The organism is Pyxidicoccus sp. M6 (genome assembly GCF_055568925.1).
Window position 1 is genome coordinate 3,640,450 of sequence record NZ_CM145714.1, and the last position, 25,908, is coordinate 3,666,357.

The 25,908-nt window shown below is 70.8% G+C and carries 22 protein-coding genes; 12 read left to right on the forward strand and 10 right to left on the reverse strand.

Features of this window, described 5'->3' with window-relative positions; genetic code table 11:
• Entirely contained in the window at nucleotides 1–672 is a 672-nt protein-coding gene (locus ACVTJA_RS15060) for an abortive infection system antitoxin AbiGi family protein (protein WP_465837063.1), read from the reverse strand.
• 287 nt (nucleotides 673–959) lie between these two features.
• On the opposite strand from ACVTJA_RS15060, the gene ACVTJA_RS15065 reads away from it, so the two are divergent.
• Together ACVTJA_RS15065 and ACVTJA_RS15070 are read left to right on the forward strand one after the other, a co-directional pair.
• Nucleotides 960–1,256: an ArsR/SmtB family transcription factor gene (locus tag ACVTJA_RS15065; protein WP_465837064.1), complete on the forward strand. Its 297-nt coding sequence runs from the start codon at nucleotides 960–962 to the stop codon at nucleotides 1,254–1,256.
• Nucleotides 1,257–1,349: 93 nt separating this feature from the next.
• Nucleotides 1,350–2,423 carry an alkene reductase gene (locus ACVTJA_RS15070; RefSeq protein ID WP_465837065.1) on the forward strand — a complete coding sequence of 358 codons (1,074 nt, stop codon included), beginning with the start codon at nucleotides 1,350–1,352 and terminating at the stop codon, nucleotides 2,421–2,423.
• On the opposite strand, the gene ACVTJA_RS15075 is transcribed toward ACVTJA_RS15070, so the two are convergent.
• Nucleotides 2,402–3,778 (reverse strand): cytochrome P450, encoded by a 1,377-nt coding sequence (locus tag ACVTJA_RS15075; RefSeq protein ID WP_465837066.1) that lies wholly within the window; start codon nucleotides 3,776–3,778, stop codon nucleotides 2,402–2,404. The genes ACVTJA_RS15070 and ACVTJA_RS15075 overlap by 22 nt on opposite strands.
• Before the next feature lie 110 nt (nucleotides 3,779–3,888).
• On the opposite strand from ACVTJA_RS15075, the gene ACVTJA_RS15080 reads away from it, so the two are divergent.
• The 4 genes from ACVTJA_RS15080 (at nucleotide 3,889) to ACVTJA_RS15095 (ending at nucleotide 7,926) form a co-directional block, all read left to right on the forward strand.
• Nucleotides 3,889–4,308: an energy transducer TonB gene (locus ACVTJA_RS15080; RefSeq protein WP_465837067.1), complete on the forward strand. Its 420-nt coding sequence runs from the start codon at nucleotides 3,889–3,891 to the stop codon at nucleotides 4,306–4,308.
• 16 nt (nucleotides 4,309–4,324) lie between these two features.
• Entirely contained in the window at nucleotides 4,325–5,068 is a 744-nt protein-coding gene (deoD, locus tag ACVTJA_RS15085) for a purine-nucleoside phosphorylase (protein WP_465837068.1), read from the forward strand.
• 281 nt (nucleotides 5,069–5,349) lie between these two features.
• Nucleotides 5,350–7,044, forward strand: a complete 1,695-nt coding sequence (locus ACVTJA_RS15090; RefSeq protein ID WP_465837069.1) for a LysM peptidoglycan-binding domain-containing protein — start codon at nucleotides 5,350–5,352, stop codon at nucleotides 7,042–7,044.
• A gap of 9 nt (nucleotides 7,045–7,053) precedes the next feature.
• Entirely contained in the window at nucleotides 7,054–7,926 is an 873-nt protein-coding gene (locus ACVTJA_RS15095; protein ID WP_465837070.1) for an alpha-ketoglutarate-dependent dioxygenase AlkB, read from the forward strand.
• Nucleotides 7,927–7,935: 9 nt separating this feature from the next.
• Here the strand turns inward: ACVTJA_RS15095 and ACVTJA_RS15100 are convergent, their stop codons facing one another.
• Entirely contained in the window at nucleotides 7,936–8,556 is a 621-nt protein-coding gene (locus tag ACVTJA_RS15100; protein WP_465837071.1) for a pyridoxamine 5'-phosphate oxidase family protein, read from the reverse strand.
• 99 nt (nucleotides 8,557–8,655) lie between these two features.
• Complete coding sequence (locus ACVTJA_RS15105) at nucleotides 8,656–9,201, reverse strand: carboxymuconolactone decarboxylase family protein (protein ID WP_465837072.1); 546 nt, start codon at nucleotides 9,199–9,201, stop codon at nucleotides 8,656–8,658.
• Nucleotides 9,202–9,314: 113 nt separating this feature from the next.
• Here ACVTJA_RS15105 and ACVTJA_RS15110 point away from each other — a divergent pair, with 113 nt between their 5' ends.
• Nucleotides 9,315–10,250 (forward strand): LysR family transcriptional regulator, encoded by a 936-nt coding sequence (locus ACVTJA_RS15110; RefSeq protein WP_465837073.1) that lies wholly within the window; start codon nucleotides 9,315–9,317, stop codon nucleotides 10,248–10,250.
• Between the two features lie 105 nt (nucleotides 10,251–10,355).
• Here the strand turns inward: ACVTJA_RS15110 and ACVTJA_RS15115 are convergent, their stop codons facing one another.
• Entirely contained in the window at nucleotides 10,356–11,612 is a 1,257-nt protein-coding gene (locus ACVTJA_RS15115) for a DEAD/DEAH box helicase (protein ID WP_465837074.1), read from the reverse strand.
• A gap of 362 nt (nucleotides 11,613–11,974) precedes the next feature.
• On the opposite strand from ACVTJA_RS15115, the gene ACVTJA_RS15120 reads away from it, so the two are divergent.
• Entirely contained in the window at nucleotides 11,975–12,442 is a 468-nt protein-coding gene (locus ACVTJA_RS15120; protein WP_465837075.1) for a putative toxin-antitoxin system toxin component, PIN family, read from the forward strand.
• Here the strand turns inward: ACVTJA_RS15120 and ACVTJA_RS15125 are convergent.
• Together ACVTJA_RS15125 and ACVTJA_RS15130 are read right to left on the reverse strand one after the other, a co-directional pair.
• Nucleotides 12,418–13,953: an NADase-type glycan-binding domain-containing protein gene (locus tag ACVTJA_RS15125; RefSeq protein WP_465837076.1), complete on the reverse strand. Its 1,536-nt coding sequence runs from the start codon at nucleotides 13,951–13,953 to the stop codon at nucleotides 12,418–12,420. The genes ACVTJA_RS15120 and ACVTJA_RS15125 overlap by 25 nt on opposite strands.
• Nucleotides 13,950–14,939 (reverse strand): multiheme c-type cytochrome, encoded by a 990-nt coding sequence (locus ACVTJA_RS15130; RefSeq protein WP_465837077.1) that lies wholly within the window; start codon nucleotides 14,937–14,939, stop codon nucleotides 13,950–13,952. The genes ACVTJA_RS15125 and ACVTJA_RS15130 overlap by 4 nt, the downstream gene beginning before the upstream one ends.
• A 75-nt stretch (nucleotides 14,940–15,014) precedes the next feature.
• On the opposite strand from ACVTJA_RS15130, the gene ACVTJA_RS15135 reads away from it, so the two are divergent.
• Both ACVTJA_RS15135 and ACVTJA_RS15140 read left to right on the forward strand, forming a co-directional pair.
• Nucleotides 15,015–16,028: a zinc-dependent alcohol dehydrogenase family protein gene (locus tag ACVTJA_RS15135; RefSeq protein WP_465837078.1), complete on the forward strand. Its 1,014-nt coding sequence runs from the start codon at nucleotides 15,015–15,017 to the stop codon at nucleotides 16,026–16,028.
• A gap of 87 nt (nucleotides 16,029–16,115) precedes the next feature.
• Nucleotides 16,116–17,672 (forward strand): P-loop NTPase family protein, encoded by a 1,557-nt coding sequence (locus ACVTJA_RS15140; RefSeq protein ID WP_465837079.1) that lies wholly within the window; start codon nucleotides 16,116–16,118, stop codon nucleotides 17,670–17,672.
• A gap of 130 nt (nucleotides 17,673–17,802) precedes the next feature.
• Here the strand turns inward: ACVTJA_RS15140 and ACVTJA_RS15145 are convergent, their stop codons facing one another.
• Together ACVTJA_RS15145 and ACVTJA_RS15150 are read right to left on the reverse strand one after the other, a co-directional pair.
• Nucleotides 17,803–19,650 carry an RIO1 family regulatory kinase/ATPase domain-containing protein gene (locus tag ACVTJA_RS15145; protein WP_465837080.1) on the reverse strand — a complete coding sequence of 616 codons (1,848 nt, stop codon included), beginning with the start codon at nucleotides 19,648–19,650 and terminating at the stop codon, nucleotides 17,803–17,805.
• A 279-nt stretch (nucleotides 19,651–19,929) separates the two neighbouring features.
• Nucleotides 19,930–20,493: a DUF4833 domain-containing protein gene (locus ACVTJA_RS15150; RefSeq protein WP_465837081.1), complete on the reverse strand. Its 564-nt coding sequence runs from the start codon at nucleotides 20,491–20,493 to the stop codon at nucleotides 19,930–19,932.
• Between the two features lie 280 nt (nucleotides 20,494–20,773).
• Here ACVTJA_RS15150 and ACVTJA_RS15155 point away from each other — a divergent pair, with 280 nt between their 5' ends.
• A complete protein-coding gene (locus tag ACVTJA_RS15155) occupies nucleotides 20,774–21,532 on the forward strand; it encodes an EF-hand domain-containing protein (RefSeq protein WP_465837082.1) in 759 nt (252 codons plus the stop codon).
• Here the strand turns inward: ACVTJA_RS15155 and ACVTJA_RS15160 are convergent.
• Complete coding sequence (locus tag ACVTJA_RS15160) at nucleotides 21,529–22,803, reverse strand: hypothetical protein (protein WP_465837083.1); 1,275 nt, start codon at nucleotides 22,801–22,803, stop codon at nucleotides 21,529–21,531. The two genes, ACVTJA_RS15155 and ACVTJA_RS15160, sit on opposite strands and share 4 nt — an antisense overlap.
• Before the next feature lie 271 nt (nucleotides 22,804–23,074).
• On the opposite strand from ACVTJA_RS15160, the gene ACVTJA_RS15165 reads away from it, so the two are divergent.
• Nucleotides 23,075–25,861, forward strand: coding sequence for a hybrid sensor histidine kinase/response regulator (locus ACVTJA_RS15165; RefSeq protein WP_465837084.1), 2,787 nt, complete (start codon nucleotides 23,075–23,077; stop codon nucleotides 25,859–25,861).
• The last annotated feature ends 47 nt before the right edge of the window (nucleotides 25,862–25,908 follow it).

Below are 25,908 nucleotides of genomic sequence, written 5' to 3' on the forward strand. Positions count from 1 at the left end.
CTACGCCGTCTTGAGGCGTGCGGATGCTTCCGCGTGCTTCGCCAGGGCGTTGGAAATCTGCGCGGACGTCCACAGCGGGTCCAGGCAGGGGCAGAAGTAGCCCGGGCCCGCCTTCTCCTTCACGGCCCACTCGAAGAAGCCGCGCGCGGTGGCGTGCAGCTCCTCGGGGAGGAAGAGGGCGGCGACGTCGTACTCGGTGAAGCGCAGGAGGCCCGGCACGCGCCACTCGCGCTCCCAGTCGAAGCGGTAGCTGTAGGGCGCGTTGTGGGTGTCGCCCTGGATGTCCACGAAGGGCGTCATGGACCAGATGGGCTCGCGCTGCGGCTCCTTCGCCGTCAGCGCCTGCTGCACCTGGTGCTTCAGCGCGAGGTGCGCGGGCGAGCCGTATTGCACGTACCAGACGGGGCCGCCGCCCTGGGACAGGACGTAGCTCTTGCTGAAGGCGATGCCGTAGAGGCTGCGGCGCTGCACGAGCCGCGCGAGCTGGTCCAACGGAATCTCGCTGAAGCACACCGAGCGGTGTCTCTCGGCGACAGTGGGCTCCTTGCGGGAGATGCCGAAGCCCTCCGCGCCGGGGATGAGCGTCCGCGAGCCGAGGATGCTCATCATGTTCTGGTAGGAGTCATGGTAGGGCGCGCCCGGCTTCGTGAAGTGCACCACGAAGTCGCTCATGTCCCGCCATTGTGCGTTGGCTTGATAACCGAGCATGGACCCTACCCCGCCGGTAATGTCCCGAACGGGGGAGGTGGATGCAACCGGCTGGGTTGGCCTCTTCCAATGCCTGCTCGCCGTGCTTCCGGACGCGCGGGGCCCCGCTCGTGGCTCGTGTCGCGGGCGTGAGGGGCGGCGCTTCATCCAGAACCGAGGCGCGTTCTCGTCGCGCTACCGGTACTCCACTTCGCTCGGAGCGGGGCCGCGTCTCGTTGCGACGGCGGTGCTCCGCTGGTTAGGGTTGCCTCGTGGCACCTTCCGCTCCCCAGCTCTCCGACCGGGCCGCCATCGAGCGCCGGGCCAAGGTCTTCAAGGCCCTCTCGGACCCTTGCCGTGTCCGCATCGTGGAGATGCTGAAGAAGGGGGGCGAGATGTGCGGCATGGAGCTCGCGCAGGCACTCGGGGTGAGCGTGGCGCTGCTGTCCCACCACGGAAAGGTGCTGGAGGGCGCGGGCATCATCTCCAAGCGGAAGGAGGGCCCCCACGCGTTCTGCGTCCTCAACCGCGAGTTGCTCGAGGAGACCTTCCGCGGCCTCGTGGACTGAGCGGGCCCCAGAGGGGATTCAAACATTCATTTGATTGTTTGAATGGGGCTGATTACTTCGATGCGCCATCGAGATTCTTCTCGGAGGCGCACCATGTCGCAGCAGCCCCTGTTCACGCCCATCACCGTCGGTTCCCTGAAGCTCCCCAGCCGCATTGTCATGGCCCCCATGACGCGCAACCGCGCCGCGGAGGGGCAGGTGCCCACGGCGCTGATGGCGGAGTACTACGCGCAGCGCGCGTCGGCGGGTCTCCTCATCACCGAGGCCACGCAGTTCTCCCTCCAGGGTTATGGCTATCCGAACACGCCGGGCATCCACACCGACGCGCAGGTGGCGGGCTGGCGCCGCGTCACGGACGCCGTGCACGCGCGGGGCGGGCGCATCTACCTCCAGATGTGGCACGTGGGCCGCATCTCCCATCCGGTGATGCAGCCGGGCGGGGCGCTGCCGGTGGCACCGTCGGCCATCGCCGCCGAGGGCACGCTCTACACGGTGGAAGGCCCCAAGTCCTTCGTCACGCCGCGCGCGCTGGAGCTCCGTGAGCTTCCGGGCATCATCCAGGGCTTCGCCGACGGTGCGCGCCGGGCGATTGAAGCGGGCTTCGACGGCGTGGAGGTGCACGGCGCGAATGGCTACCTGCTCGACCAGTTCCTGCGGGATGGCAGCAACCACCGCACGGACGCGTACGGCGGCAGCGTGGAGAAGCGCGCGCGCCTGTTGTTGGAGGTGACGGAGGCCGTCGCGGGTGCCATCGGCGCGGACCGGACGGGCGTGCGGCTGTCACCGACGAATCCGTTCAACAGCATGTCGGACTCGGACCCGGCGAAGACGTTCGGCTACGCGGCGGGCGCGCTCGACAAGCTGGGGCTGGCGTACCTGCACGTGTTGGCGCCGGTGCCGGACCCGGAGACGCCTCGCATGCTGCCGCTCATCCGCGAGCGCTTCCGCGGGCCGTTGATGACCAATGGCGGCCACACGCTCCAGAGCGCCAATGCCGTCCTCAACGACAAGCTGGCGGACCTGGTGTCCTTCGGCACTTCGTACCTGGCCAACCCGGACCTGCCCGAGCGACTGCTGAAGGGCGCGTCGCTCAACACGCCGGACCCAAGCACCTTCTACGGCGGCGACGCGCGCGGCTACACGGACTACCCGACGCTGGCGGCCTGAGGCCGCGAGGCCGTCACCCAGACGCCCGGCCGGGGGCGCAGGGTGATTGCGGGCGCCGGCACCAGGGGATGGCCCGGCGCCAGGTCGAGGCGCACGCGCTGGAGCAGCGTGGCCAGCACGAGCACCAGCTCCATCAACGCGAACTGGTTGCCGATGCACTGGCGCGGCCCGCCGCCGAAGGGGAAGAAGGTGAAGCGCGGACGCTCGCGCTCCTTCTCCGGGAGGAAGCGGTCCGGGTCGAACGCGTCGGCGTTCTCCCAGAGCTTCGGGTGGCGGTGCAGCACCCACGGCACGACGAGCACGTACGAGCCCTTCGGGATGCGATAGCCCCCCACGACGTCGTCCTGGATGGCGGCGCGAGAGAAAATCCACGCGGGCGGGTAGAGGCGCAGCGACTCGTCCACCACGCGGCGGGTGAGCGCGAGCTTCGGAAGGTCCTCCACCGTGGGCACGCGGCCCGCCAGCTCTCGTGACAGCTCGGCCTCCAGTTGCTGGCGCACGCCGGGGTGCTGCGAGAGCAGCATCACCGTCCATGCGAGCGTGCTGGCCGTCGTCTCATGTCCGGCGAGCAGCAGCGTCAACACCTCGTCGCGCAGCTGCGTGTCGCTCATGCGCTCGCCGGTGTCCTCGTCGCGCGCGTCCATCAGCATCTGCAACAAATCATGGTGCTCACCGCCCTCGCGGCGGCGGCGCTCGATGATGGAGCGCACCACGCGGTCCAGCGTGGCCGCGTCCTTTTCGAAGCGCCGGTGCGAGGGAAGGGGCAGGGCGCGCGGCAGCGGGATGAGCTGCGTGAGGCGCTCGTTGGCGAACGTCTGCACGCGGCCCAGCGCGTCGCCCACGGCGCGCGAGTCCTCGCCCACGTCGGTGCCGAAGAGGGTGAGGCCGGCGATGCGCAGCGTCAGGTGGGTGAGGTCCTCGGCCACGTCGAAGGGCTGGCCGCTGGTGATGCGGGCCTCCAGCGCGTGGGCCAGCTCCTCCGTCGTGCGCACCATGGTGCTCGCGAAGCCGGCGAGCCGCTGGCGGTGGAAGGCGGGCTGGGCGAGGCGGCGCTGGCGCAGCCAGAAGTCTCCTTCACTGGTGAGCAACCCCTGGCCAAGGAGCTCACGCACCACCGCGAAGCCGCGCGTCTGCTTGTTGTAGTTGCGCGCGTTGTCCTGGAGCACGTGGCGCACGTGGTCCGGGTGGGCCAGCAGCGTCACGAACAAGGGGCCCACGCGGAGGCGCACCACGTCCCCGAACTCGCGCACCTGGGCGGGGAAGAAGGTGAGGGGAGCGCGACGCAGCGCACGCAGGCTGCCCAGCAGCGGCTCTCCCCGGGGGCCGGGCGGAAGCGGGGTGTCAGAGGCATACATCGCGTGCAACCCTCCCTGTCGGATGTCCCATTCTCGACCCGGGCGGGGCCTGGCGGTAGTGGCGGGTGCCACCCCGCTCGGGAGGCGCTAGCCTCGCGCCAGTTCTCCTGATGGGAGGGATTGCCCTGGACACCCTGTTCCGCAACCGACGCCTGGCCCTCGTGACGCTGCTCGCACTCGCCGTGACTCCCGTGGCCATGGCCGCCGGCAGTCCTCGACTGGAGGCCTTCTTCCAGAACGAGATGAAGGATGCTGCCTACCAGCAGAAGGCCTACTCGCGCGTGGCCGGCAAGTGGCGGCAGCCGAAGGGCACGCCCGCGCTGGGGAGGAAGACGGTGGTGCAGGCGGTGATTGGCCGGGACGGGAAGCTGGTGTCCGCCACGGTGTCCACCGAGTCGGGCTCGAAGGCATGGGACGCGGCGGCATTAGATGCGGTGAAGAAGGCCGCGCCCTTCCCGCCGCTGCCGGCGAGCTACTCGCAGTCCACGCTGGACGCCCACTTCCACGTGTCCTGGGTGGCCGGGCCGTAGGGTATGGTTCGCGCCCATGGCCACTCCTCATATCTCCGCCGCACCCGGTGACTTCGCCGACGTGGTGCTGATGCCCGGCGACCCGCTGCGGGCCCGTCACATCTCCGAGCGCTTCTTCGAAGAGGCCCGCGGAGTCACCTCCGTGCGCAACATGTATGGCTTCACCGGCACCTACCGCGGCCGCAAGGTGTCGGTGATGGGGCATGGCATGGGCATCCCCTCCATCTCCATCTACGCCACCGAGCTCATCAAGACGTACGGCGCGCGCGTCCTCATCCGCGTGGGCAGCTGCGGCGCCCTGCGCCACGACGTGAAGCTGCGCGACGTCATCGTCGCCACCGGCGCGGGCACCGACTCGAAGGTGAACCGGATGCGCTTCATGGACCACGACTACCCCGCGGTGCCGGACTTCACGCTGGCGCGGCGCGCGGTGGAGGCGGCGGAGAAGCGCGGCCGGCCGGTGCGCGCCGGGCCCGTCTTCTCGTCGGACCTCTTCTACCACCCGCAGGAGCAGCTCAACGCCACGCTGGCGCGCATGGGCATGCTCGCGGTGGAGATGGAGATTGCCGGGCTCTACGGCATCGCCGCCGAGACGGGCGCCCGCGCGCTCGCGCTGCTCACCGTGTCCGACCACCTGCTGACGCACGAGGCGCTCAGCCCACAGGAGCGGCAGACCTCCTTCGACGAGATGATCGAGCTCGCGCTGGACGTCGCCCTCGCGGAGCCGGTGCCTCCGGCCTCGGCGCCCAAGGCGGGCTGAAGTCCGTCCGTGTCCCGCTCCGTGTGAGGCTCCACGCGGGGCGGGGCTCGGGCGTCAACGGGCCCGGCCGCGCCTCGCCGGGCAGCAGCCGGGCAGGGCGGTGGAGCCGGGGCCTCCCTCGGAAACCGTGAAGTGGAGGGAGGCGGAGCGCCCCCGGGGGCAGGGAGGCGTTCACAAATCCGAGACAGGTACTTGGTGCTCGGATGGATTCCGGGTCATCCTTCGCCCCGGTGCGTTACCCAATCTGGCTCCTGCTCGTTTGCGCCGGCTGTGCCGCGCGCGTGGCTCCCACTGCTGGCACTGCGCCGGCCCTCGCCGCCGTGCGTCCGGAGGTCTCGGATGCGCCGCGCTCCGAGGCGCCGCTGGCTCCGGCTCCGACACCGGCTGCCGCCGCCGAGAGTCCGGCGCCCGTGGCCGCCGCTCCGGCCGCCGCGCCCGAGGGGAGCTGTGCGCTGTCCGCCGAGGACGCGGAGGGCGAGGACGACGAGGCGGCCGAGGTCGCCGACGGCGACGCGGGTGATGACGGCGAGTCCGCGGAGGCCGTGGCCTCGGGCGAGCTGCCGACGGGGCCGGTGTACACGACGGACATCTCCGACGAGGACCTGGCGCGCCGCTGGAAGAACGAGATTGCGTCGCTCGGGTCCATGGCGGTGGGCTTCGTGCAGAGCGGCCGGCTGGTGAACTCGAAGCGCTTCCCGAACGGGCCGGAGTGGATTGTCGTCTCCCCCGAGGTGGCGTGGGCCACCGAGGAGACCATCGACTACCTGACGACGGCCATCCGCGAGGTGCGCGCGAAGTTCCCCGAGGCGCCGCCGCTGCGGGTCAACGGCATCAGCAACAAGGAGGGCGGTTACCTGCGCCCCCACAAGAGCCACCAGAACGGCCGCGACGTGGACGTCGGCTTCTACTACCCGACGGTGGACCCCATCCGTGAGCGCGAGCGCGAGAAGTACATCAACGTGCCGCTCAACTGGGCGTTCCTGCGCGCGCTGATTACGAAGACCGACGTGCAGATGGTGCTGGTGGACAAGCGCGTGCGGCAGGTCATCTACAACTACGCGCTGTCCGTCGGTGAGGACAAGGCGTGGCTGGACTCCCTCTTCAATGACGGACCGAATGGCGTCGTCCGCCACGCGCGCCGGCACCGTGACCACTTCCACGTGCGCTTCCACAACCCGCGCGCGCAGGAGCTGGGCCGCCGCGTGCAGCCGCTGCTGGCGCTCCAGCCCGAGTACAACGTCACCACGCACAAGATTCGTTCGGGCGACACGCTGGGCGGGATTGCGCTCAAGTACAACTCGACGATTGCGATGATCAAGAAGGCGAACCGGATGCGCAGCAACTTCCTGCGCGCCGGTCAGCGGCTGTCCGTGCCGCTGCGTGGGCCCTGCACGCACTGCCCCGTGCCGCCGCCGTTCCTGCTGCCCCCGCGCCGCCTGCCTCCCGAGGCCGTGACGTCTCCCGCGCTGGTCGCCTCCAAGGCCCAGGGCGCGCTGGACTGCGCGAAGACGGCGGCCTCGGCTGAGAAGGCCGCGGTGCCCGCCGGAGCGGGCTCGGCCGGTGTGGATGCTGCTGCCGCCGCCATGGCTGCTTCCTCCGAGAAGGCGGCTGCGCCTGCCGTGGCCGCGCCTGCCGCGGGCAATGCTGTTCAGCCCGCCGTGGCGAATGTCGCTGCGACCGCCGACGTGAAGACCGCTACACCCGTGGTGGCGAAGTCCTCCGCGCCCGCCGTGGTCGCGCCAGCGGTGGCGAAGGTTGCCGTGGCCGCCCCGTCCACGGTGGCTCCGGCCGAGGCCGCCGTGGCGAAGACCTCCGAGTCCGAGGGGAACACCGTCACCGTCGTGGCCCCTGCCTCCGAGCCCGCGGTGAAGGCCGCCGCTGCCGCGACCGTGTCCGCGCCTGCGTCCATGCCCGCGCCCGCCATGGGCTCTGGGGCCGGCGAGGGCGCTTCGGTCGGCATCTCGCACGGGCGCTGAGTCGCGCCGATGGCATTCCCTCCCCATCGGGGGCGCTCGTTGGGCCACAAGGTCCGCCAGCGCACCCCCGGCCACCACTACAACGCGAGCTTCCTCTCCGCCGCGGACAAGACGGAGATCATCGCGTGGCTGGGCACGCTCCACCCGCTGTGGGAGGAGCGCTATTCGAAGCACTTCCCGCCACCGCCGGGGCAGTCGCAGCGGCGGCTGCTGCGGCCGGTGTACTGGCTGGGCAACTGGCAGTTCGCGTGCCTCGACTACTACCGCCCGCCGAAGGGCCTGCTGAACCGCTGCGTGAAGGCCGAGCCCTTCCCGGCGGTGCTCCAGCGGCAGGTGACGAAGATTGAAGAGCTGGCGCGGCGGATGTTCCGGGGACCGGACATGCCGAAGGGCTGGCACCTCAACACGTGTCTGGTGAACTTCTACGGCAGCCGCCTGGAGGACGGGCGCTGGGTGGACACCGCGCGCGTGGGTGAGCACAAGGACTTCGAGCCGGGGCCGGTGGCTTCGCTGTCCTTCGGCGAGCGAGCCCTCATCCAGTTCGTCACCTCCACCCGACCGGGCGAGCGCGACGAGGTGGTGCTGGAGCAGTGGCTCGACGACGGAGCGCTCCAGCTCTTCGGTGGTGCGCGCTGGAAGGACCAGACGTTCCACCGCGTGCAGCGGGTGGACACGCGAGCCGGCCACGTCATGCCGCCGGAGCTGCCGGACTTCCGCACCCGCCGCATCAACCTGACGTTCCGCTACGTGCCCGATGAGCACGTGATTCCCTTCGCGAAGCTGTCCCCCGAGGCCCGCGAGGACGTGCGGCCGTACATGCAGGAGCTCGCGAAGGGCAGCGCGTTCTTCCGCGCGGAGCTGGAGACGGAGCGCGGAGCCTAGCGCGCGCCGTCACGGCGTCCGCATCCGAGCGCGCAACGCCCGATTCTCTTCGCGGAGGGCGTCGAGCTCGCTCAACAGCGGCCGCATCGCGGCCTCGAGCTCGGCCTGCGTGTAGCGCGGCGTGATGTGCCGTGGGCAATTCCAGTCGAAGCCCTCGACCCGCAGCACGAAGCCTCGCTCGGCCTTCGTGCCTTCCCCGGAAACCTCCAGGCGCTCGAGCGTTGCTGCATCTGTCTCGCGCGTGATGACGGATGCGCGTGCCAGGAGCTTCAGGCGCGCGCGCCGTGGATAGTCCATGAAGATGAGCGCGACGCGGTCGTTCTCGCTGACGTTGCCAACGGAGATGTACTGCTTGTTCCCTCGGTAGTCCGCGAAGCCAATCGTATGGCTGTCCAGCACCCGGATGAATCCCGGAGGTCCACCGCGGTGCTGGACGTAGGGCCAGCCGTTGGCGCCAACGCTTGCCATGTAGAAGCTGTCTCGCTGCGAGAGAAACGACATCTCGTCGGGCGTGAGCGCGTCCGGTGCGTCACCCCGTCCCTCGAGACGGGCATAGGCCGTGCGGCTCCCGAGCTTCTCCTGTATCGCCTTGACCGCTGGCGTGAATGCGAGTTTTGCGAATCGACCCATGTCCTATCTCGAAGGTGCCGCGGGTTGGCCGGAGTGTCGAGCACCCCGGCGTCGATGCTCGCGCGCCGGACCTTCATCCGGTCCGGCGCGGCCATGGCCTCACGCCATTTCCGCTGCGCGGATGACGGGGAAGTCGATGTCCGTCCGGGCGACCACGTTGAGGAAGTTGGTCAGGACGTTCTCCGCGACGAGCGCGACGATTTCGACGAGCTGCGCGTCCGAGAACCCCGCGGCGCGCACCGCCTGGAGCTCGCCGTCGCTGACCTTGCCGCGAGCGCGAGCGATGGACGTGGCGAACGCCACCGCGGCGTTGGCCTTCGGGTCCATCGAAGCGCCCTTCCGGTTGAGCGAAATCTCCGCCGCGTCGAGCTTCGCCAGGTTGAGCGCCAGGTAGCCGTGGGCCGACAGGCAGTAGTCGCAGCCATTCACCTGGGCAACGGCGATGGCAATCCGGGTGCGCGTCTTCACATCGAGCGCCTGGGTCAGCGCGCCGTCCAGCCCGAGGAAGCCCTGGAGCGCCGCGGGGCTGAGCGCCATCAGACGGAAGAGGTTCGGCACGGCCCCCAGCTTCTTCTCCACGGCCTTGAGCAGGGGCTGGGAGGCGGCGGGAGCGGCTTCGCGGGACGGAACGTTGATGCGGGACATGGTCTTCTCAGGTGCAACGCGGCGGGATTGCCGACGCCACATCAATAGCCACCATCGCGATGTGAAATAATCAGCGTGAACGGCAAGTCTTCATTGCTGATTGCGCGATAATCATGGACCAGCTCTTCACGCTCCGGACGTTCGTTGCCATTGCCAGGCAGGGAAGCTTCACGGGCGCGGCCCGTCAGCTCCGCATCTCTCCCTCGGTTGCGACCCGTGCCGTCGCCCAGCTCGAGGAGCACCTGGGCCTGGCGCTCTTCACCCGGACCACCCGCTCCGTGCGGCTCACCGAGCGCGGACAGCTCTATCTGGAGCACTGTCAGCGGCTGCTGGAGGACTTCGACGAAGCTGAGCGCCGCGTCCGGGGCGAGGATGCCGAGCCTCGGGGCGAGCTCAACCTCTCGGCACCCATCGTCTTCGGACGTCTCCACGTCCTGCCACTCGTCCAGAAGCTGCTCGCCGCGCATCGGGAGTTGTCGGTTCGCCTACACCTGTCGGACCGGAACCAGCACCTCGTGGATGAAGGCATCGATGTGGCCGTCCGCCTGGGAGAGTTGAAGGACAGCGGGCTGATTGCCCTCAAGCTGGGCACCGTCCAGCGCGTGCTGGTGGCCAGTCCGCGGTACGTGAAACAGCGTGGGACACCCAGGACTCCCGCCGAGCTCGCCCGCCATGACCTCATCGCCTTCGAGGGACTCGACTCGACGAACGAGTGGCGGTTTGGCGAGCGGGAGCAAGCGGTCCGCATCCAGCCCCGCCTCGTGCTCAACAGCGCCGATGCGGCCATCGCGGCCGCCGAGGCGGGAATGGGAATCGCGCGCACGCTCTCGTACCAGGTGAAGGACGCCGTGCTCGCGGGGCGCCTGGTCCTTCTCCTCGGTGCGTCCACTCCGCCCCCGCTCCCGGTGAGCGTCATCCATCCCGGACGCCGGAGCACCTCCGCCAACGTCAGCGCGTTCATCCGCGCGGCACGCAGTCACTTCGAGGAGAACCCGCTCCTGCCTGTCGGGGCATGGCGTCCGCTGAAGCGCGAACCCCCGGCGAGATGACCCTGACGGCGAGCGCCCGGAGTGCCCGGTGGAGCCGGGGCGGCTGCTGTCATGAGCGGCCTCTGATTCGAGGTGGCGGTACGGGGACTCGGGGGCCGGCGCCCATCAGGGGCCGCGCTTCTTGTGCGTCCGCGCATGGCGCCCCGGGCCCTGCTCGGGTGAGCGCTTCGGCTGTCCGGCGTCCTTTTGCGGCGGTCCGGGGTCTCGCTGGGCCGCGAGGAAGCGCTCCCACTGTTCCTTGAACACGGGGTCCTCGCGCGGCACGGGGACGCGGGGAATCTCCGCGCGCATGATGCCCTCAATCCTCGTGACGACCTGGCCCTCGCGGGTCATCGCGAACGTGGACGCCACGCCGCTCGCGGCGGCGCGCGCGGTGCGGCCGATGCGGTGCACGTAGTCCTCGGGCGCGTGCGGTAGGTCGTAGTTGATGACGTGCCCCACGTCCTCCACGTCCAGCCCGCGCGCGGCGATGTCGGTGGCCACGAGGACGCGGTACGTGCCGTCGCGGAACCCGTCCATCGCCTGCCGACGCTGGTTCTGTGTGCGGTCCGCGTGCAGCAGGGCCGCGCGGTAGCCGGCCTTCTGGAGCGCCTTGTGGACCTTCTCCACGCGCTCCTTCGCGCGCGCGAAGACGAGCGTTGTCTTGTCGTCCCTCGAGAGCAGCGTGAGCAGCAGCGGCGTCTTCTCCTCCGCGCGCACGAAGTAGAGCCGCTGCTCCGCGCGCTCGGCGGGGGTGCCGCTGCGAGTCACTTCCACGCGCACCGGCTTGTAGAGGCGCTGGCGCGCGAAGCGGCTCACGTCCGGGCCCAGCGTCGCGGAGAACAGGAGCGTCTGCTTGCGGCGGGGCAGGGCGGTGAAGATGCGCTCCAACTGCGGCAGGAAGCCCATGTCCAGCATCCGGTCCGCCTCGTCGAGGACGAGCGCCTCCAGGTGCGGAAAGGCCGCGGCCTCGTTTTCCAGCAGGTCCACCAGCCGCCCCGGCGTGGCGAGCACGAAGGTGGGGCGCTCCTTCAACTCCTTCACCTGCGCCCCCATGTCCTCACCGCCGATGACCACCGTGTGCGTGAGGCCGCGCGGCTCCGCGAAGAAGCGCACCGGCTCCGCGATTTGCAGCACCAATTCACGCGTGGGCGCGAGCACCAACCCGAGCGTGCCCTTCTTCCCAGCGAAGCGCTCCACCAGCGGCAGTACGTACGCGGCCGTCTTGCCGGTGCCCGTGGCCGCGCAGCCGATGACGTCCTTCCCGTCGAGGGCCGGAGGAATGGCCTGCTCCTGGATGGGAGTGGGGCGGGTGAAGCGCGCCCGGCGCAGGGCGCCGAGCGTCTCCCGCGAGAGGCCGAGTCTGTCGAAGGAGTCGCTCACGCCCGAGGGGCTACCACGATGCGAGGCCTCGTGGGAGTGCCCTCGCGAGCCTCTGTCACACGCCGCGCGCCGGAGGACCTTCGACAGGTGTCCGTTGCCGACACTCCAGCTACGCTCTGCCCCAGTCTCTCTGTGGGAGGCTGGAATGGACCTCTACTCATGCAATGAGCGGGAGTTTCGTCATCACGTCTGCGAGGACCGGTGATTCGAAGTCGAGATGTGACCTCGAATGGGACGGCTCGGAGCTTCATGCGAAGGGGCAGTTGCCATGGCCCAGGCAGGCTCCAAGTTCAGGAATCTGAGTGGGAGGCCCACGTTTCATGTTCCGCCCCCATGTCCTCCAGGGCAAACGTAGCTCACTCATGCCTCCTTCCGTTCCCTCACTCCCCGTGGTCCTCGACACCAACGTGGTGCTGGACCTCTTCGCCTTCGACGACGTGCACGCACGCCCGCTCGCCGAGGCCCTCGACTCGGGAACGCTCATCGCCTGGGCGGACGCGGACACGCTGGCGGAGCTGGGCTACGTGCTCGCGTCGCGCAACTTCCGGCCCGGATGGGACGCGGCGGCAAGGCAGGTGACGCTGGAGCGCTACCGCGCCCTGGCGCGCATGGTGCCGGCGGGGGATGGGACGCCTCCGCCGGAGCTGCCCCGCTGCCGTGACAGGGACGACCAGAAGTTCCTCCTCCTGGCCGCCCGCGCCGGGGCCGCGTGGCTGGTGAGCAAGGACAAGCGCGTGCTGTCCATGGCCGGCCGCAGTGGACTGCCCTTCACCATCCTCACCGTGCGGCAGGCCGTGGAGCGCCTTCAGGCGTTGGTGGCCGGGCGGTAGCGCACCACCCGCACCAGGAGGTCTCCGATGATGAACGACGTAATCGAGCTCACCCGCGCCTTGCCTCCCTCCTCCGTCCACTCGAGCACGTGGATGCGCAGGGGCTCGCCCTCCTCCAGGTTCTCCTCCCAGAACCCGCGGACGAGCACCACGCTGGCCTTGTCACCCGCGTAGCTGACGAGCGTCTGTCGGAAGGCGAGCGAGGACTCGCGACTTCCGGTCTCCTCCGTCAGCCCGCGCAGGAAGGCGGTGGGGTGCGCGAGGGGGCCGACGACGAACTCTCCGCCCTCGAGCTGGTGGGTGAGTTGCTCGGACTTGCTGCTCAGCGGCATCTCTTCGCAGCCCAGGCACTCGCCCTCGCAGTCGCAGTCGTAGCTGTCCTCGGGTTTGCCGGCCGTCTTGCGGTACTGCACGCACTGACTCACACAGGCGCCCAGCGCCTGGGCCTCCTTCTTCTTCGTCTTCTCGATGTTGGCGCGCATCTGCGCCTGCGAGGCGTCGGCCTCGAAGAAGGACGCGTCGCCCAGGTGCAGCAGCCCCGCGACGCGCACGAGGCCGTCGTCCTCCATGGCGGAGAGTGCTGCCCGTGCCGCGGCCTTCTGCGGACGCAGTTGCGCGGGCTTCACGCGCGTCCACTTCGCGCGGGCCTCGGAGCCCGTCCCCTCGCGCTGCAGGTCCACGCGGTCGAACAAGGCCGCCACCTCGCGTGCACGGGCGAGCGCCTCGCGGTAGCTGTCCTTCTCCCGGACTCCGTTGAGGACGCCCACCATGCCCGGCTGCTGCTCGTCGTGGTTCCTCTGCTCCCAGGTGCGCTTCAGGGTCAGCAGCTTCTCCGCCTTGTAGCGCGGCGCCCACTCCACCTTCGCCTGCGTGTCGTTGCGCTCGGCGGCCTGCTTGCGCTCGTAGGCGAAGGCACGCACCTGCTCGTAGGCGGCGGCTTCCGCCTCGGGCTTGTATGGGTCTTCGCCCTCCACATAGACGCGCAAATCACTGAGGCAGGTGTCGTCGTACGCGGTGCCCGGGTACGTGGATACGAGCGTGAGCCGCACGCCCTGCACCTGCGCCGGAACGGGCAGGCGCACCTCCTGCCAGCCCTGCACGTCCTTCAGTTCCGTCTCCAGCGCCTTGCCGGTGGTCTGCGCGCCCGTCTCGCCCTGGACGAGCGGCTCCAGCTTCACCTTGCGCGGGCGCGCGTTGGCGCGGAAGAGCTTGTCGGACTTCTGGAAGCCGTTGCGCAGGAAGACGCGGAAGGACTTCGCCTTCGTCAGCGCGGGGCCCCACCATTCGAGGGACTCTCCCTCGCCGCGTCCCTTCGCGCCCTCCACCCACGCGGTGGTGGGGTCATCGTCCGCGATGTAGAGGGGCAGGTAGTTCTGCGCGTGCTTGTTCCAGCCGTTCTCCAGGAAGGAGGACGCCGTCACCCGGCGCGGGTGCAGGCGGTGGGCTCCGCCCGCGTCCGGTTCGAGCATCACCGGCGGCGCGGCGGCGAGGATGAGCGACAGGAGAATCATGGCGCGTGCTCCTTGTGGCGGGACTGCAGCGGCGCGGCCCACAGCACCAGCCGCGACAGCCCCGCGGGGTAGAGCCCCGAGTCCTCCTGCTCTCGGGACACGAGGTGGTAGACGATGCGGGCGTAGCGGGCGCCCTCGGGCAGGGGCACGCGGCGCGTCTCCCCGGGGCGCAGGCGCGTGTCCGCCACCGCGCCCAGGTGCGGCAGCGGCTCGCCCGGCCAGGCGCGCACCTCCAGGCGGCGGCCGAAGGTGGCCACCGTGCGCGGGGACTCGAAGAGGGGCTCGCTCGCCACCTCCACGCTCACCCAGCGCATGACGTCGCCCGTGGGGAAGGCGTGGCCCACGTCGCGCGTGGAGACGCGGAGCGCGCCGCGCGTCTGCTCCACCACGAGCGCGGCCTTGAGGGACTCGGTGCGTCGCGTGCCTCCGAGGCCGTGGTCTCCTCGCGGCATGTGGCAGTCCGTGCAGTGACGCGCGTCGCTGGACTGCTCGCGCCAGCGGGTCCACTCGCCCACGGTGTCCTGCTGCCACTGGGTGGAGGAGAGGCGCACGCGCTGGCCGTTGCCGTCGAGCACCGGGAAGCCGAACTGGTGACAGCCGGCGCAGGGCATTGCCGGTGTGGCCGTTGCGTCACCGCGCGCGGCGTGACAGCCGGCGCAGGTGACTCCGTGCTCCTCGGTGGTGCTGCCGGCGGGAGGGGCGCCTCGCTCCAGGTTGCGTGCGAGCGGGGCGTGGCACTGCACGCACCAGGCGGGCCGGTCCTCGGTGAGGGCGACCTGGAAGACGTCGTCGAGCCGCGCGTTGGCGTGGCCGCTGTTGCGCCAGGACTCCACCTGGGCCGGGTGGCACTCCGCGCAGCGCTGGACGTCCCAGTCGGGCAGGCCGTGCGGCGCGGGGCCGGGCTCCATCCGCGCGGTGCCCTGTGGGAAGCGGGGGCTCGGCGCGGCGGCCAGCAGTGAGCAGGTGAGGAGGAGGAGCGCGTGCACTGTTGGCGACACAGTGTAGGCGCGCTGTCACTGCGAGCGCGACCCCACCCCTTGGGGCAGGGTAGAACGGGGCCCATGAAGGCCTACGAGATTCGCGACGGATTTGGTCTGGACAAGCTGGTGGCGTGCGAGCGGCCGGACCCGGTGCCCGGCCCCTTCCAGGTGCGGGTGCGGGTGAAGGCCACGAGCCTCAATCAGCGTGACCTGATGATGGTGGAAGGCCGTTACAACCCGCGTCAGAAGCTGCCGCTGATTCCGAACTCGGACGGCGCGGGCGTGGTGGACGCGGTGGGCCCGGGCGTCACGCGCGTGAAGCCGGGAGACCGCGTCATGGGCCTCTTCTCGCAGGCGTGGCTCGCGGGAGAGCCGAGCCGTGTCGCGCAGACGAGCACGCTGGGTGGGCCGCTGGATGGGGCGCTCGCGGACACGATGCTGCTGCACGAGGACGGCGTGGTGCTCACGCCCTCGTACCTTTCGGATGAAGAGGCCGCGACGCTGCCGTGCGCGGCGCTCACGGCGTGGAGCGCGCTCGTGACGTACGGCGGGTTGAAGGCGGGAGACTCGGTGCTGGTGCAGGGCACCGGAGGGGTTTCCATCTTCGCGTTGCAGTTCGCCCGGATGCTGGGGGCCCGCGTCATCCTGACGTCGAGCAAGGACGAGAAGCTGGAGAAGGCGCGCACGCTGGGGGCGCACGAGGTCATCAACTACGCGACGACGGCGGACTGGGACAAGGCGGCGAAGGCGCTGACGGGCGGCGTGGGCGTGGACCACGTCGTGGAGGTGGGCGGGGCGGGGACGTTCGAGAAGTCACTGCGCGCGGTGCGCGTGGGCGGCACGGTGTCCGTCATCGGCGTGCTGAGCGGTGGGGCGGGGACGGTGCCGCTCACGCCCATCCTGATGCAGAACCTGCGCGTGCAGGGCATCCTCGTGGGGCACCGTCAGGGCTTCGAGGCGATGAACCGCGCGATGACGCTGCACGGAGTGCACCCCGTGGTGGACCGCGTGTTCCCCTTCGCCGAGGCGCGCGCCGCCTTCGAGTACCTCAAGAGCGGAGCGCACTTCGGGAAGGTGGTCATCCGGGTGGGGTGAGGCGGCTCCGGGCGGGTCCTGAACAGCGAGGCGGGCGGCCGTTCACCTCGTGGAGGACACGACCCGGGAAGGTGTTACCTTGGCCGCATGCCTCGCTGGTTCAACACTGCGGGTCCGTGCAACCCGGCCGACCACTACATGCTCCCAGCGTTGCGTCGCCTGCCCGAGGTGCAGCAGCTCTTCGAGGAGAGGAGCTACTTCGTCCTCCATGCCCCCCGGCAGGTGGGCAAGACGACGGCGCTCCGGTCCCTGGCCGCGCAGCTCATCACATCCGGGCGCTACGCCGCGCTTCACTTCTCCTGCGAGGAAGGGGAGGTCGCGGGTGATGACTTCGCGGAGGCACAGAGGACGTTGCTGGCACGCATCCGCCGCAGTGCCGAGCTCTACCTGCCTCCGGAGTTGCGCCCACCTCCATTCCCCGCCGCGCCTGATCTGCAGCTCCTGGGCTCGGCTCTGAGTCTCTGGGCACGGCAGTGCCCCCGGCCGTTGGTGCTCTTCTTCGATGAAATCGACGCGCTCCGGGGGCAGAGCCTCCTGAGTGTGTTGCGGCAACTGCGCGGGGGCTACCACGACAGGCCCGAGGGCTTTCCCTCCTCCGTGGTGCTGTGCGGCCTGAGGGACGTCCGCGACTACAAGATTGCGTCAGGCAGCCAGGGGCATCTGGGCACCTCCAGCCCCTTCAACATCAAGGTGGAGTCGCTCACCCTGCGCAACTTCACGCGCGACGAGGTGGCGGAGCTCTACCAGCAGCACACCGATGACACGGGACAGCGCTTCCTTCCCGAAGCCGTGGACCGCGTCTTCTACTGGACCCAGGGACAGCCCTGGCTCGTCAACGCCCTGGCGCGGCAGATGGTGCAGCAGCTCGTGCCGGACCGGACGCAGGATGTGACGGCGGCTCATGTGGATGCCGCGAAGGAGATTCTGCTCAAGCGGCAGGACACGCACCTGGACAGCCTCGCCGAGCGCCTGCGCGAACCCCGGGTGCGGCGCATCCTCGAGCCGATGCTCGCGGGCCGCGCTCTGGGTGACATCCCCCAGGATGACCTGCGCTTCGTCCAGGACCTGGGGCTGGTGCGCATGGGCAGCACGGGTGGAGTGGAGATGGCCAATCCGCTCTACCGGGAGGTCATCCTCCGAGTCCTCGCGAACACGGCCTTTGCTTCACTGCCTCCGATGCAGTCCGCGCCGCCGTGGTTGCGCGCGGATGGGCGGCTCGACATGGAGCGCCTCATGGAGGCGTTCCTCGCTTTCTGGCGCCAGCATGGTCAGCCCCTGCTGGGAACCGCGCCCTACCATGAGATTGCGCCGCACCTGGTGTTGATGGCCTTCCTGCACCGGGTGGCCAACGGTGGCGGCACGCTGGAGCGTGAGTACGCCATCGGCACGGGCCGCATGGACCTGTGTCTGCGCTACGGCCTCGACACGCTCGCCATGGAGCTCAAGGTGTGGCGCGACGAGGAGAAGGACCCGCTGGACGAGGGGCTGGCCCAGCTCGACCGGTATCTGGCCGGGCTGGGGCTCGACACCGGCTGGCTGGTCATCTTCGACCGCCGCAGCGGGCAGCCCCCGATTGCCGAGCGCACCGTGGCGACCCACGCGCAGACGCCCGCGGGGCGCCGGGTCTCCGTCGTGCGGGCCTGAGCCTTTCGCGGACGCCCGCGGACCACCGGCTCTTCGTCGTGTGGGCCTGGGCCTCCCCCGGGAAGAGGCTGACTGTGCTCTGGCCCCTGTCTCATGAGGCCCCGCCTCTGGTGCGCGGGGCTCGGACCGCTCAGGAGCCCGTCTCGTGAGGCCCCGGGTCGGAAGACGAGGGCGGACGCTGGACGAAGGAGACCTGCGGACCCTGGGCACGCGGCGGCCGGGGGCCTCCGCGATTCGGCCCCTGCCTCGGCGGCCTCGGACCCGGACCGTTGCCCGGACCCGCCGGGCGCGGCTCGCGGAGGGTGTTGGTGCCCGGGGAAGACGCCCCCGTCGCCGGCCGCGTCTCCACCACGGGCTGCGAGCGGACCGGGCCTCCGCGCCGCTCCACGCGCGGGCCCGGTGGGGTGAGGCCATTGTCGCCGGCCTGCACGTCATTCCGGGGCGGACGGCCATTGTTGCGTCCGGGACGCCCGTCGTTCCGAGGCGGACGCCCGTTGCCACCAGGACGCTGCTCGTTCCGGTTGGGACGGCCCTCCGCCGCGCGCGAGTCATTCACGGGCGACGACTGCACCAGCGCGGCTCCGTCTCGCGGCTCGTTCCGGGTGGGCGCTCCGTTGCCTCCCGAGCGCCGCTCGCCGAAGCGTGCGGAGGTGTCTCCACCGCGCTGCCCATCCGGCTGCGCTCCCGCGCGCTGCTCGTTGAAGCGGGCACCCCGATTGTTTCCGCCGCGCTCGTTGGGCCGCGTGCCCGGGTTGCCATTGCCGCGCTGCTCGTTGGGCCGCGCTCCCGGAGTGCCACCCGCGCGCTGCACGTTGGAGCCCGGGCCCGCGTTCGCGCCACCCCGCTGCTCGTTCGCGGGACGCCCGTTTCCACCACCCCGAGGCCCACCATTGGACGCGCGCGGGCTCCCACCCGGGGGCGGGCGCGCACCATTGGAACGCCCACCGCCGGAGCGGTTCCGTCCCCCTCGCGGCGGAGGCGCCGCCTGGGGCTTGCCGCGCTCGCCGCCGCCCTGCTTCAGCACCAGGGCCTCCAGCTCGCGCAGCTCCGCCTCCGCGGCCTCCTCCGGCGTCATCGTGGACTGCGCCACCGGCGCCTGTTCCACCACCGGCTCCGCGCGGAAGGCTCGCGGGTGGCCGTTGTCCCCGGCGCGCTCCGGGTTGAAGCCCTGGCGCCCGTCACGCGGACCCTTGAGGCCCCGGCCCTGCCCACCATTGCGGCGAGGCGCATCTCGGAAGTTGCCCCTCGGCGTGAAGTCCGGCGTCAGCTCCCGCCGCACATAGGCGTTCCAGATTTCACCCGTCTCGCCCGCGGCGTCGTACAGCTCCGGGGCGATGCCCGCGAGGAAGTTGCGGACGTTGTCCAAGTCCCGCCGGAAGTAGAACTCCGCGCGGTTGTTGCGCGCCGCCGCCACCGTCTGCGGGAAGTCGATGATGGTGGGGCCCTGCCAGCTCATCAGGACGTTGTACGGCGACAAATCCCCGTGGATGAGGTCGGCGCAGAGCATGTTCACCACCTGGGTGCGCAAATCCAGGTAGAGGGCGTGCGCCTCGTCGGGCGTGGCCGGCGGGGCCTCCACCAGCCGCGGGGCGGGGTGGCCCTGCGGGTCGAGCACCAGCTCCATCAGCAGGATGCCCTCGTAGAACATCACCGGCGTGGGCACCCGCACACCATGGGCGTGCAGCTTGTAGAGCGAGTCCGACTCCGCGCTCTTCCAAGCGTCCTCGGCGGCGGCCTGCCCGAAGCGGCTGCCCTTCTCCATGGCCCGGCGCGTGCGCGAGTTGCGCACCTCGCGCCCCTCCCGGTAGCCCGCGTTGTTGCGGAAGTTGCGCTCGTGGCGCTCCTTGTACAGCTTGGCCGCCACCACCTCGCCTGCGTGTTGGACCAGCCAAACCTCCGCCTCCTTGCCGGTCTTCAACTGGCCGATGACGGCCTCGATGATGCCGTCGGCGAGGAGAGTCTCTAGTGAGTCATTCATTCAGACGCGGAAGTCCAATGAGGTCCGGGCAGGTGTCTCGGATGGGAGCGCGTGCGGCCCTGTTCGCTGCGCTTCGCGGCATGTGAACATCTCGCGGGTTCCCCTTTCTACCGCCATACGACGCCAAGCCGTTCCGGGGACCAGCACCCGGCCTGCTAGCAGTTTGCAGGCCAGGGTTCCAGGGTAGCCAGGGCTCGCTTCCAGGGGTGGGTCATTAGGGACCAAGCCTTCCAGGCGGGGAGGTGCCCGCCTGGCCGTCCGCTCGGGGGCGGTGCGCGGCTACTTCTTGATGACTTCCCGGACGGAGCGGCCGTCCGGGCTGGTGCCGGTGAGCAGCACGTACTCCACGCCGGTGGGCCAGGCCGCCTTCACGAAGATGCGCTCGATTTGCGCCACCTTGCCGTCCATGACGGTGAAGGCCCGGGCGGCGCAGTGGCCATTCTCGCGGAAGACGTCCAGGTCGATGACCCGCTCCGGCCAGGCCCGCAGCCGGAAGTGGACGCGCCAGCCCTGGGGTGTGGCCTCCACCTGCTGCGCCTCGCCCAGCCCGTAGGCGGGCTGTTCCCGGCCGAGCAGCGGCTCGATGTTCTTCACCCCCTCCTCCAGCATCCGCCAGTACGCGTGCACCGGCTTGGGCCCCTGGGGCTTGCAGTCCTCGTCCACGTGGATGCCGTAGTGGACCTGGTTCCGGTTGGTGCTCCGGGTGATGAAGAAGGCGGAGTCCGCCTCTCGGGCCGGAGGGGCCTTGGGCGTCGCCGGGGGCGGCGGCTCCGCGGAAACGGCCGCCCGGGCGAGCAGCAACGCCAGGCAGATGCCAGGCCACGTCCAGTCCCTCTGTCGCACGCGTCCCCTCGTTCTTCCGGTGCCACGGATGTGGAATCGCACCCGGCCGGGCGCCAGGGCCCGCGGGCGATTCTGGCGCAGAGTGCATGAAACGCGGCACGGAGGGGACCCCCGCCGTGAATTTGTCACCGAAGCGGGCCGCGCGGAGGCGGCCGGGGCCCTTCCGACGCGGCGCTTCCCCGCGGAGGCCGCGGCCCCTCGGCGCGACGTCCATGACACAAGGCTGATGCCCCGCACCGTAACGGCGTTACGATGCGCGCCGCCCAGGGAGGGGCTCATCATGGCAACGAAGTCACGCAAGACGAGTGCTGCGAAGAAGTCATCCCGGCGCGCCCCCACCGCGAAGAAAGCGGCCACGAAGAAGGCCGGCGCGAGGAAGACGGCCACGAAGAAAGGCGCGGCGAAGAAGGCCACCGCGAAGAAGGCGGCCGCCCGGAAGACCCCCGTGAAGAAGGCGGCCGCGAAGAAGGCCGGTGCCGCGAAGAAGGCGGCCGGCGCGCGGAAGGCCTCCGCGAAGAAGACGACTGTCGCCAAGAAGGCCGCGGGCGCCCGGAAGCCGTCCACGCCCGCCGCCAGGAAGGCCGCGGGCGCCCGGAAGCCATCCACGCCCGCCGCCCGCACGCGGAAGCCCGCGGCGGCCCCCGTCGCTCCGCCGCCCCCGCTTGAAAGTACGCCGGCGCCGGAGGCCACGCCCACGCCCCCGCGCGAGGAGCGCGCCGCCGCCGACGAGCGTCCGGCCACGGGCTCGCCGTACGTGGAGCAGGTGGAGACCTCGTCCGCCGGAATCCAGCCGCTCGCGCCCGAGCACGCGGCGGTGGACGAGCTGACCAGCTCCGGCAACGAGCTGCTCGACATCTTCCAGCGCTATGACCGCAACCGCACCGGCTCCATCGAGCGCGGCGAGTTCGCCCGGCTGCTGGAGGCGCTCGGCCAGCCCGTCACCGACGAGGAGCTGGAAATCGCCGTCGACTCCGTCGACACCGAGCGCACCGGGAAGATTTCCTGGAAGGCCTTCAAGGCCTGGTGGACCAGCCGCTAGAAGCGCATGAACACTCCGGGGCCGGCGGCCACCGAGTCGTTGCCCCGGCCCGCCGGCATCACCACCGGCACGGGGACGGGCTGGAGCGCGTTGAGCGTCTGGGGCTCGCGCTGCGTGGGCCCGTCCGGCGCCAGCGCGGAGAGCAGCACGGTGATGGCGAACGTCCCCGCCATCGTGCCCAGCACCGTCTTGGCCACCGTGACGTCGCTGACATCCAACCGCGAGCCCACCAGCAGCGCCGCCAGTCCCATGCCCACGGGGAACAGGGTGACGTCCCGCAGGGACGAGGGCTCGATTTCCAGCGGAATGGCCAGCAGCCCGCCGATGAGCATTCCCGCCGCCGGGGCAATCAGGAGCGGCGTGTAGCGGAAGCTGTCCCCGGACTGGCGCGAGCCGATGAACTCGATGAGCCCGGTGGTGATGAAGGCATAGAAGGTCGTCGTACCAATCAGCCCCGTGTCGCCGTTGCTCACGTCGTCGCCGCCCGCGGTGAGCAGCAGCACGCTGGCCACGCCCACCTGCGAGGTGGTGAGGGCGAGCAGCGCCCGCTGCCGGTTGTCGAGGTCCCATCCGTTGGCGGCGCTCACCCCGGCCGTGAAGCCCAGCGTCGCGGCGCTCGCGGCGAGCAGCGACTCGTTGCGCTTCACGGGGATGAAGTACTGGTACAGCGTGCTCGCCGTGCCGAGGGTGAGCGTGCCCAGCATCGCCCCCATGTAGGCGTTGTCGCTCCGCCCGTTCGGGTCGTCGTAGCTGTCACCCAGCATGGCGCCGAGGACCATGCCGCCCACCGCCTCCGTGAGGACCAGCGTGGGGCCACCCGACGCCGCGGAGAGGCGGCTGTAGCGCAAGGGGCGCTTCTGTGGCGCCAGGGTCCGGGACGGCTCCAGCGCGGCGGGCTCCAGGGCGGACGCGGGCCGGCGCGTGGCGGGTGTCAAGGTGCCCCGGGTGGACCTGCCCGGGCGGGCGGCGGGGGTGTCGGGGCTCTCGGCGGGCGCGGCCGGGCTCGCGGTGGCCGGAGCCGGGCGCGCGACGGGCTCATCCGGGCTCGCGGTGGACGGGCCGTCGGGGCTCGCGATGGAGGTGGGGTTCTCCCGCGTCTCCGTCACGGACTCCCTGCCCGGATTGAAGGTCGGGGGCGTGGCCCACTCAGGCTCATCCGGGGACGCGGGCGAAGAGGTGAGGGGAGGAGGTGGGAGTGGAGAGTCGGCGGCCGGCTGCTGGGCGCTCGCGAGAGTGGCGAAGAAGCCCAGCAGGAGGGCGATGGGACGCATGTGGAGGGACTCCTGGTCCGCCCCATCTTCGTTGACTCCCGGGCTCCAGGGAACCCACGGCCAGGGTGGGGCCGGGACTACCTCCCCCGACGCCATGCGACGCCCCCTTTCTTGCCTGCCGCGCCTCCGGGCTTTCCGGCTTCGTTGCCGCATGGCGCCGTCCACTGCTGTGCCGTTCGGCTGTCTGGCATGATGCAGGTTTCCGAGGAGTGGCCCCCGCCGCGTGGTGGCGGGCCGAGGGACCGACCTACATTGCGAGGTAGGGGGAAGGGTGTCCGACCTGGCGTCCAGCGCACATTCCGCCGTGTTCGAGCACTCGCGTGACGCGGTGCTCGTGCTCGACTCCGCGCAGCGCATCCTCGAGCTGAACCGCGCCGCCGAGCGGTTCTTCGGGCCGCGCGCCGGGCTCGTGGGCAGCCTCGTCGCCCAGGTGCTCCCCGGGTGGCGCCCTCCCGAGTTCCGCGTCACCACTGACGCACCGCAGGAGACCGAGCTGGCGGGCCAGCGTCCAGGCGGCGGGGGTACTGCGTACTACCTGCGCGTGCTGACGCTGCCGCTGGCGGGCCCGGAAGGGGGCTGGGTGCTCCAGCTCCAGGACATGACGGGGCGCCTGGAGGTGGAGGCGTCCATCCGCCAGCAGAAGGAGTTTTTCGAGGCGGTGGTGCGCAACAGCCCCGTGGCCATCGTCACCATCACCCGCCAGTTCCGCGTGCTGTCGTGGAACCCGGAGGCGGAGCGGCTCTTCGGGTTCACGCCGCAGGAGGCGCTGGGCCGGCACATCTTCGAGCTGGTGGCCACCAACCAGGCCGTGCTCCCGGAGGCGGAGCGGGCCAGCCGTGAAGTGGTGGCGCGTGGCCGCGTCCACTCCGTCACCCGGCGCGTGCGCAAGGACGGCAGCGTGGTGGACGTGGAGCTGCTCGCGCTGCCGGTGTCCGTGGGAGGGCGGCAGCTCGGCTTCATCGCCATCTACCACGACATCACCGACCTCCAGCGCGCGCGCCAGGCCGCCGAGGCCGCCAACCAGGCCAAGAGCCTCTTTCTGGCCACGATGAGCCACGAAATCCGCACGCCGATGAACGCCATCATCGGCATGACGGGCCTGCTCCTGGACACGGGGCTCACCGAGGAGCAGCGCGACTTCGTCTCCACCATCCGCCAGAGCAGCGAGGCCCTGCTCACGCTGCTCAACGACGTGCTGGACTTCTCCAAGATTGAAGCCGGCCGCTTCGAGACGGAGCTGCACCCCTTCGACCTGCGCCAGTGCGTGGAGTCGGTGCTGGACCTGCTCGCGGTGCGCGCCAGCGAGAAGGGGTTGGACCTGGGCTGCGACATCGCCCCGCGCGTGCCGCAGATGCTGGTGGGCGACGCGTCGCGCCTGCGCCAGGTGCTGCTCAACCTCGTGGGCAACGCGCTGAAGTTCACGGAGAAGGGCGGCGCGGTGGTGTCGGTGGACGCGACGCTGCCCCCGGGGGCCGCGTCGGACGCGCCGTGGGAGCTGACCTTCTCCGTGCAGGACACCGGGCCCGGCATCCCCGAGGAGATGCGGGCGGGGCTCTTCCAGCCCTTCAATCAGCTCGACGCGTCGGTGTCCCGGCGCTTCGGCGGCACGGGCCTGGGGCTGGCCATCTCCAAGCGGCTGGTGGAGGCCATGGGCGGCCGCATCTGGGTGGACACGGAGGCCGAGCGCGGCATCGGCACCACCTTCCGTTTCTCGCTCAGCGCGCAGGCCGCGGCGCAACAGCCCGCCGTGCACCTGCTGCCGGAGCAGCCCCTGTTGCAGGGGCGGCGCGTGCTCATCGTCGACGACAACGCCATCAACCGGCGCCTGCTGGGGCGGCAGCTCCGGTCGTGGGGGCTGGACTTCGTGGAGACGTCCTCGGGCGCGGAGGCCCTGGCGAGCCTCCAGGCCGGCGCGCGCTTCGACGTGGCCCTCATCGACCACCAGATGCCGGGGCTGGACGGGCCGGCGCTCGCGGCGCGCATCCGCCAGTGGGGAGACATGCGCGCGCTGCCGCTGCTGCTGCTCACCTCGCCCGGCCGCAGGGGCATCACGCCCGAGGGGCTGTTCTCCGGCGTGTTGTCCCGCCCGGTGAAGGCCTCGCAGCTCCACGACGCGCTGATGGCGTGCTTCTCCCACGACGTGGCCCGGCAGGCGCACGCGGCCCGCATGGAGCGCGCCCCGCCGCGCCGGGCGCCCTTCCCTGGAGAGCGCCCCGGAGACCGGCTGCCGCTGGACATCCTCCTGGTGGAGGACAACCCCACCAACCAGAAGCTGGCGCTGCTGGTGCTGGAGAAGCTGGGCTACCGCGCGCAGGTGGCCTTCAACGGCGTGGAGGCGGTGAAGGCCGTCTCACAGCAACGCTTCGACGTCGTCTTCATGGACCTGCAGATGCCGGAGATGGACGGGCTGGAGGCCACCCGCCGCATCCGCGCCGAGGTGCCGCCGCACGCGCAGCCGTGGATCATCGCCATGACGGCCAACGCGATGGACTCGGACAGGGACCAGTGCTTCGCGGCGGGCATGGACGACTTCCTGGGCAAGCCCATCCGCGTGGAGGCGCTGGCCGCGTCGCTGCTGCGCTGCCAGCCGCGCCGCGCGGAGGCCGTCACCGCCCGCAGGCCCGCCCCGCTCGCCACGGAGCCGTTGCCCACACCCGTGGGCGAGATGCCCGAGGCGGCGCGCGTCCCCGGCCTGGAGCCCTCCGCGCTCGCGCGTCTGTGGCGGGAGCTGGGCGCGCAGTCCGGGCAGATTCTCCCCGAGCTCATCGAGACGGCCCTGCACAGCATGCCGGCCCTGCTGGACGACGCGTACACCGCGCTGGGCCGGGGACGGATGGACGACCTGGGCCGGGCCGCGCACACGCTCAAGTCCAACGCGGCGTGGTTCGGGGCCACGGCCCTGGAGTCGCACTGCCGCGACATCGAGCTGCGCGCCGACTCGGGCAGCATGGAAGGCATGGCGGAGCGACTGGAGCGCTGCAAGGTGGAGCTGGACGGCACGCGCCGCCTGCTGGCGCAGCTTCGCGAGCGCATCCTGGCGTTGTCGCCTCGGAACTGAAGCCCCGGGCCAGAAGGTCGCAGTGTCCGCTGTCGCGGATTTCAAAG

Bases quoted from the DNA above. Each gene is read 5' to 3' on its own strand.
- ACVTJA_RS15060 (WP_465837063.1), bottom strand. From the start codon at position 672: ATGAGCGACTTCGTGGTGCACTTCACGAAGCCGGGCGCGCCCTACCAT.
- ACVTJA_RS15070 (WP_465837065.1), top strand. From the start codon at position 1,350: ATGTCGCAGCAGCCCCTGTTCACGCCCATCACCGTCGGTTCCCTGAAG.
- ACVTJA_RS15075 (WP_465837066.1), bottom strand. From the start codon at position 3,778: ATGTATGCCTCTGACACCCCGCTTCCGCCCGGCCCCCGGGGAGAGCCG.
- ACVTJA_RS15080 (WP_465837067.1), top strand. From the start codon at position 3,889: ATGGGAGGGATTGCCCTGGACACCCTGTTCCGCAACCGACGCCTGGCC.
- deoD (WP_465837068.1), top strand. From the start codon at position 4,325: ATGGCCACTCCTCATATCTCCGCCGCACCCGGTGACTTCGCCGACGTG.
- ACVTJA_RS15095 (WP_465837070.1), top strand. From the start codon at position 7,054: ATGGCATTCCCTCCCCATCGGGGGCGCTCGTTGGGCCACAAGGTCCGC.
- ACVTJA_RS15100 (WP_465837071.1), bottom strand. From the start codon at position 8,556: ATGGGTCGATTCGCAAAACTCGCATTCACGCCAGCGGTCAAGGCGATA.
- ACVTJA_RS15105 (WP_465837072.1), bottom strand. From the start codon at position 9,201: ATGTCCCGCATCAACGTTCCGTCCCGCGAAGCCGCTCCCGCCGCCTCC.
- ACVTJA_RS15110 (WP_465837073.1), top strand. From the start codon at position 9,315: ATGGACCAGCTCTTCACGCTCCGGACGTTCGTTGCCATTGCCAGGCAG.
- ACVTJA_RS15120 (WP_465837075.1), top strand. From the start codon at position 11,975: ATGCCTCCTTCCGTTCCCTCACTCCCCGTGGTCCTCGACACCAACGTG.
- ACVTJA_RS15125 (WP_465837076.1), bottom strand. From the start codon at position 13,953: ATGATTCTCCTGTCGCTCATCCTCGCCGCCGCGCCGCCGGTGATGCTC.
- ACVTJA_RS15135 (WP_465837078.1), top strand. From the start codon at position 15,015: ATGAAGGCCTACGAGATTCGCGACGGATTTGGTCTGGACAAGCTGGTG.
- ACVTJA_RS15140 (WP_465837079.1), top strand. From the start codon at position 16,116: ATGCCTCGCTGGTTCAACACTGCGGGTCCGTGCAACCCGGCCGACCAC.
- ACVTJA_RS15145 (WP_465837080.1), bottom strand. From the start codon at position 19,650: ATGAATGACTCACTAGAGACTCTCCTCGCCGACGGCATCATCGAGGCC.
- ACVTJA_RS15155 (WP_465837082.1), top strand. From the start codon at position 20,774: ATGGCAACGAAGTCACGCAAGACGAGTGCTGCGAAGAAGTCATCCCGG.
- ACVTJA_RS15160 (WP_465837083.1), bottom strand. From the start codon at position 22,803: ATGCGTCCCATCGCCCTCCTGCTGGGCTTCTTCGCCACTCTCGCGAGC.